At 61.4% G+C, this 6,592-nt stretch carries 4 protein-coding genes and 1 pseudogene; 2 read left to right on the forward strand and 3 right to left on the reverse strand.

Features of this window, described 5'->3' with window-relative positions:
• Positions 1 to 172 precede the first annotated feature (172 nt).
• On the reverse strand, positions 173 to 967 hold the full coding sequence (locus tag E5Z01_RS16480) for a transposase (protein ID WP_135230356.1): 795 nt from the start codon (positions 965 to 967) through the stop codon (positions 173 to 175).
• Between the two features lie 279 nt (positions 968 to 1,246).
• On the opposite strand from E5Z01_RS16480, the gene E5Z01_RS16485 reads away from it, so the two are divergent.
• On the forward strand, positions 1,247 to 1,936 hold the full coding sequence (locus E5Z01_RS16485) for a site-specific integrase (protein ID WP_135230357.1): 690 nt from the start codon (positions 1,247 to 1,249) through the stop codon (positions 1,934 to 1,936).
• A gap of 312 nt (positions 1,937 to 2,248) precedes the next feature.
• Here E5Z01_RS16485 and E5Z01_RS16490 read toward each other — a convergent pair whose 3' ends face one another.
• Positions 2,249 to 5,263: a Tn3 family transposase gene (locus E5Z01_RS16490; RefSeq protein ID WP_135230358.1), complete on the reverse strand. Its 3,015-nt coding sequence runs from the start codon at positions 5,261 to 5,263 to the stop codon at positions 2,249 to 2,251.
• Between the two features lie 146 nt (positions 5,264 to 5,409).
• Between E5Z01_RS16490 and E5Z01_RS16495 the strand changes: the two genes are divergently transcribed.
• Entirely contained in the window at positions 5,410 to 6,267 is an 858-nt protein-coding gene (locus E5Z01_RS16495; RefSeq protein ID WP_135230359.1) for a tyrosine-type recombinase/integrase, read from the forward strand.
• A gap of 87 nt (positions 6,268 to 6,354) precedes the next feature.
• On the opposite strand, the pseudogene E5Z01_RS19805 reads toward E5Z01_RS16495, so the two are convergent.
• Positions 6,355 to 6,592, reverse strand: a pseudogene (locus tag E5Z01_RS19805) (IS982 family transposase); the annotation flags it as partial.

Consider the following 6,592-nt stretch of genomic DNA (forward strand, 5'->3'; position numbering starts at 1 on the left):
CTAGAACACATTCTGGCGGCATGCGGCTGACCTTCTTCGCCTTACTGGTGGAAATGTATGGCTAACAATGTGGAGGAAGCTCCAGGCTGGGGCGTGTCCTTAGGGAAATGGGTGCACGCGATTGGACAAAAGATATTAGTCAATATATACTTAAAAGAATTAACCACGGCGATTAGGGGTTGACAAGGGCGAAGTTTCGGAAGCGGGGATTGTACGCCACCAGAATCAACGCCACTTTCAAGCGCAGACTTGCCAGCGTTTTCACCTGTCCCCACCGCAGGCCCCGCCCGACTACCGACGAAAATGCACACTCGACCGCTTTGCTCAACGGCTCATAGTCATCACGCCACCGAGGATCGACAGTCCTCGCGTTCGCTTTCGGAGGGGTCAGGTTGGCGCCATCCTGGTACGCCTTATCCCCGATGACCTTTGGCCCGCCGACAGCGGGCCAATCCTCGTTCAACTCGTACCCCACGGCTACGTCATGCTGATTGGCCGGTCGAAGCAGGTATCGAACCACCCGTCCTGCGGGCGTGGTCCAGGCGTGCAGCTTGTATCCGTAGATCATCCCCTGGGTGGTGAATCCAAAAGTGGCACCGGGAAATTTGCACCTGCTCGCCCGTTTGAACCGGCAACTGGGGATGGGTTCGGAGTCCACCAGGACGAAGTCGAGATGCTCGACTTCGTCAAGCATGGCTTCCACAAACGGAAGAAGACGTTTCAGACGAACGTGGGCCTGCGATTCGCTGGGAAGCGTCAAGCCGACATCGACTTTGAGGATGGTCCACCATTGACTGAAGTACGGCACCTTCCGCACGAAGCGCAACACGGCCAGGGCGATGAGGTCTGCGTCGCTGACCTTCTCGTGGGCATGGATCAGCTTGGGGGGGAGACGCGGAGCAATCAGGGAGGAGAGAAGGTCGAGCGCCTGAGGAATGGGCAGTACACTGAAGTCGGGACGATCCATTGCACCTGTCCCTTTCGCATTTCTCCCCCCTCCCTGTCAACCCCTAATCGCCGTGAAAAGAATTAACCGTTTTTGATCACTGCTGTTTTCTTTCTAACCATGTTCCCCACTTCTCCTTTGCCCGCCTCTGATACCCTCCGGCTCCTTCTTAAGCGTGAGCAGGACAACGAATTTGTTGACTTACTATCGGCGTCTTTACAGGGTGCTCCGGCCAGTCGCAGGAACATCATCTCGGGCTGGAGGTTGTACTTGCGGTGGGTTCGTGAAGAGGGGAGGGGAGTGCTGAATGCTGACCAGGCTCAGGCAGAGGCTTATGCGGAGTGGTTGAAGGTTCAGTACGAAGCGCCAGCCACGCTTAATAATCGTCTGGTTCAAGTTCGGAAACTTTACCGCCTCCTATCCGATGGAGGGATGTACCAGGGTGATGCTTTCGAACAAACTCATGGCCAGGTCAATCCCGCAGATCGCAGGCGTCCTGTTTACACCCAGCAGGAGATTGACCGGCTGCTGGCACATGGCAACCTAGAGGAAAAACTTCTTGTATTGCTCGGAACTGAAATGGGCCTCACTGGCCCAGAGGTACTCAAAGTCAGATTTGAGGACTTCCTGAGTGATGGTCAGGAGTTACAGCTGCCTGGTCGGTCAACGGTAATTCCCTGTCCTACAGAACTTCGTATGACTTTACTTGAGCTGCGGCAACAGCGGGGTGAACAACCACTCTTTGAAGTCAAGCTTCTGGGTCGGGTATTTAATCTCGAAGACACTTCAGCATTGCGGGCAGCGGTGTTTGCCCTCTGCAAAAAAGCGAATGTTCCCTATAAAGCCTGGATGGCTTTGAGAAACTACGCCGGTATCAAGATGCTCTATGAAAATGGAGATGGGAGGCTCACTGCTGCAAGGCTGGGAATTGGGGGACGGCAGGCTCTTAATCCGACCGTTCGTTTGGTGAAGAAGATAGAGGGGGAATAGAGGAGTTGTTGCTGACGGCCTGACAAACTTTATGAGAGAGGGCGTAAAACCAGCGTCCAGCCGACTTCCAGCAACGTGATGGGGTCAGAGCATTTCTTCTTCCGTTTGCCCAGAGGTTCTGGATCTGGCCCACCTGGCACTGCCAGGTGGGTAAACACTTCGAGGCCGCGACTGAGTGCCCAGCGCATGGCCCGTTCCCCAATCTTGAGATAACTCAGCCCACGTTGCCAATGCGCGTCTGGATGAGGGTGCCCCAATCGCGGTTCCGGCCTCACGGTAGCAATGGCACGGCGAACCGGCCTATCCCCCTTTTTATTCGTTCAGCACGTCATCGGGATCACGTAGAGGCCGCAGCCCGCCCTGCTTGACCGCCTCCGCCAGCGTGAAGGCATACCGTCCCTCCAAGTGGATGTGCTCGAACCGCAAGGGAGACAGCCGCTCCACGTCCTCATCGCGCACCGCGTAGCCCTCAGCGCGCAGATGCTCGACGGCCAGGCCCAGATACCGGCTGTTCCAGAGGGTGATGGCGTTCAGCACCAGTCCGAGTGCGACCAGTTGATCTTCCTGTCCTGTCCGGTATGGCTGACGCAGCTCCCCCCGCCGTCCCCCGAACACGGCGCGGGCCAGGCTGTGCCTGGCCTCCTGCATGTTGCGCTGCGTCCCGATGGTGCGGCGGTACTGCGGGTCGTCGTGATAGGTCAGCAGATGCAGGGTGGCTGGCACACGACCGAATGCCTCCAATGCCCGCGCCAGCGACCCCTTGGGCTTCACGCCGATCACCTTCAGCAAGTCTGACGCCTTCACGGTGCCGGTGACCAGGGAACGCGCGATCCGCAGGAGGTCGTCCCAGTGGGCGGCGATCAGGCGGGTGTCGATGCGGTGCGCAGCGAGGGCATTGAGCCTCCCGTAGTCGGCTCCCTTATCCATCCGCCAGTAGCGGCGCTCGGCGATGTCGGCGAGGAGCGGGCTGAACTGGTACGACAGCAACCGGAAGAGGCCGAACACCATCTCCGACGACGCGCCGGTGTCCGAGATAAGTTGCCGGGGCTTGAGCGAGGTGTTCTGCTCCAGCAGGCCGTCGAGGGCATATAGCGAGTCACGCAGGGTGCCGGGCACGACGATGCCGTGAAACCCGCCGAATTGATCGGAGACGAAGTTGAGGTACGTCAAGCCGTTGCCGACGCCGATATACTTGGGGTTGTGCCCGGCATGAATGGTCTTGACCGGCACCTTGAACCGCAAGCCGTCCACGGCGGCGACTTGCCAGCTTCCCCAGAGCGCCACCAGTGGAAGCTGGGCCTGATGGTCCACCAGCCGGGCGTTCGCACTGGCGATGGTCTCGGCCCGCACGTAGTTCTGGTCCACCCATGACAGGCGGCCCCGGCGCAGGGCTTCCACGTCAGCGCGGGTCACGGCCTCCAGCCCCACGTTGCACGCCTCGGACAGCAGCACGGCACAGACACTGAGGGCGAGATCGTCCACCCGCGACCGGGCCTCGCTGAGGTGGGTGAACGCTTCAGCGAACCCCGTCCATGTGTTGACCTCCAGCAGCAACTCGGGCAGGTCAATCCTCGGCAGCAGTCTTCCCACTGCTGCCCGCAATTCGATCAGGCTGGGCGGTTCGGGGAGCGCTTCGTCCTCAGCGAGCGTCAGGAACGTCCGCCCGTTCTTCTCCTCCAGCCTCACCTGGGTGTTCTCCGGCAACCGCGACTCCACCAACCGGTAGGCCGCGCCAAGTTGCTCGCTCATCTGGCCGAGGACGACCTTAGGATCAGGGTCGAGGTTCAGACTGCGGCACAGCTCGGGTTTGAGGGATTCCCACGCGCGACCGGAGAGCAACTTCATCCTCGGATCGCCAAACTTCCCGCTGGCAGGAACGTAAAGATCGCGCCGTTTGAGCGCGGATTGCATGTTCTCCAGCACGCAGAGCGTGTAGGCCGGGCGGTGCAGTTCACCCTCTCCTCGCTCGATGACCTTCTCCCAGCCGCCCCGCACCACATCCAGAGGCACCTCATCGGTGGCGATCCGCTTGCGCCGTTCCAGCGAACGCAGCGCCCGGATGGCCGCCAGGGTCGGCCTGCCGGAGTGGCCCGCCTCAAAGCCCACGGTGTTCAGCAGGAGCGGCACGAAGGGCTGGACGTAGCCGTACCGCTCCAGGAGGTTCTCGATGTGCGTGTCCCGTCGGGGGCGGGTCAGGCCCTGAATGGTATCTACGGCCTGCTGGAGTTGCTCACGGGGCACCAAGGCCAGCACGGAGCGGATGAACGCCTCGAAGTCCCGCCGCTCATCCTCCAGGGTCTGGAGGAAGGCGACTGCCAGCCGGTGGGTTCGGAGCGCGGCCTCTTCGAGCGAAGGCAGGGTGTCCAACCTGCCCTCGTCGGCCCTGCGGTCGATGCGATTGAAGAGGTCCGTCAACAGGCTGTCGAACACGGTCAGGGCGTCGTCGAGGGCTTCCGCCTCCAGACGGTGAACCGTCACGAGCAACGTGGCGAGGCGGCGGTCGGAGGTCATCCGCCGCAGCGCTTGCGCTTTGGCCCGCATCCCGGAGCGGGCCAGGGCAGCGAGCCGGGGTTCGGGGAAGGCCGCGAGGTCAACGCCTTGCACACCCACGAGCCGCACGGCTTCCACCCGTTTCAACGCCCCTACCAGACCTTTGGGCGTCACCGAGGTGGGCGGCTTACGCAAACGTTCGAGCGGGGAGACGTGCGCGCCTGCGGGCACTTGCAGCAGGGCTTCCAGGTTCGCCTGTTGAGAAGCATTCGGCTGCCGAGCCAGCTCACGCCATAGGCGTTCCTCAGCGCGGTCACAGACCCTTGCGATCAGCCGTGTGAGCGTCGTGACGCCGGGAAGCAGCACCTTGCGCTCGACCAGCCGGGCCGTGGCGAGGTCGAACAGGATGCTGGGGGACTCGGCGGTCAGTCGCGCCCGTGCGTACAGGAAGCGGACCAGGCCCAAAACTTCGGGGGGGTCGCTGAAGGGCTTGTACCCGTACATCTCACGAATCTGGGCCTGGTGGTCCCAGCGCCGCTCGCCCACGGCATAGCGGTCCAGCTTTCCCTGATGGATAGGGAGGTCGAGTTGCCGGGCAACATAGGCGAGGGCGACCTCCGGAATATCCAACGGGTTGGGGAGAAACGTGCCCAGAAAGCGGAGAGTCGCCAGTTGCAGGGCGAAGGCGAGCTGGTGGTGCTTGCCCCTCCGGCTGCCGATCAGGCCGCGATCATGATCATCGAAGCGGAAGTAGCGGTGGAGTTGCTCCTGGCTGGGTTCGCCCGCATACCGGCCGTACCGCCGGAGTACCTCGTTCCCGGAGAACTCAACCGGCACAGCAGCCCTTGGGGGTGACGGGCTGAAATCCTGATAGAAGCATCATTATCTCTGGATTCCCTTGTACCGTCGCTGATGAACTGCCGCCCCAACCCACCTATCTCATACCCCCCGTTTTACACTTATCGCAGGAAGAGGAGGAAGGCGTGAACCCGAATGTTCTCCAGACCCAGGCTGAACGCTTTCTCGCGGACTTGAAGCGCAGCCCGCACACGGTCCGCGCCTACCGCGCGGACCTGCGGCACCTGGCCGGGTGGCTAGAAGAAACAGGACATTTCCTGACTGCTGAAGGTCTCGACGCCTACTTCGCCACTCACGCACAGTGGGCAGCTTCCACCCGGAATCGCAAACAGACGGCTCTGGAACGTTTCTGCCGCTGGGCACTGCAACGCGAGTTGCTGGACCGTGATCCCACCCTGCATCTGGAGCGCCCTAGCCTGCCGCCCCCACATCCACGGGGACTACGCCGGGAGGAGATCGAGCGCATCTTCGCTGAGATTCCAGCCGAACAGGCGCGGGATGCTCTGCTGTTCCGCCTGGTTTTCGAGACGGGAATACGCATCGGTGAAGCGTTGGGCGCGCACGTAGAGGATCTCGACCTGACCCGGGGCGACGAGCACCTGACGGTGCTGGGCAAGGGAGGTCGGAAGCGAACGGTACTGCTCGACGATCCCAGGCTGGTCAACCTGCTGCGGCGCTACCTGCGGACCCTGGGCTACACGCGTGGGCCACTGTTCCAGGCCAGGAAGAACGGGCGAGGGGGACCGCTGCGGTATCAGAGCGTGCAGGAACGCTGGCAGGGATACGCCGAACGCGCCGGGGTGACCTGCACCCTGCATCAACTCCGCTACAGCCACGCGACGGAACTGGTGAACGGCGGCGTGAGCCTGGCAACCATCCGGAAACGGCTGGGGCATCAGCACATTCAGACGAGCCTGCGGTACGCGGAGGTGAGTGACCAGACGGCGGATGCGGAAGTGCGGTGGTGGCGACGGAGGAAATGAGTCTAATACATACCGTTCTACAAAATGGTCGTACTCGTCCATAACCTTACGCACCCTAAGTAACTCCCAGGCATGGAACCACGGCGATTAGGGGTTGACAGGGCCGAAGTTCTGGAAACGGAGATTATAAGCGATGAGGACGAGCGCGACCTTCAACCGCAAGCTCCAGATGGTTTTCACCTGTCCCCAACGCAAGCTACGCCCTGCCACTGAAGAGAAGGCAGATTCGATAGCTTTTCTCGCGGCGTGGTATTCGTCCCTCCAGCGCAGATCAGGATATCGAGCATTCGTTTTGGGCGGCGTAATGTAGCCCCCACCCACATAG

The sequence above is a fragment of the Deinococcus fonticola genome (assembly GCF_004634215.1).
In the GTDB taxonomy this organism is placed as follows: domain Bacteria; phylum Deinococcota; class Deinococci; order Deinococcales; family Deinococcaceae; genus Deinococcus; species Deinococcus fonticola.

Coding starts and splice junctions, on each gene's coding strand:
- E5Z01_RS16480 (WP_135230356.1), bottom strand. CDS start 967: ATGGATCGTCCCGACTTCAGTGTACTGCCCATTCCTCAGGCGCTCGAC.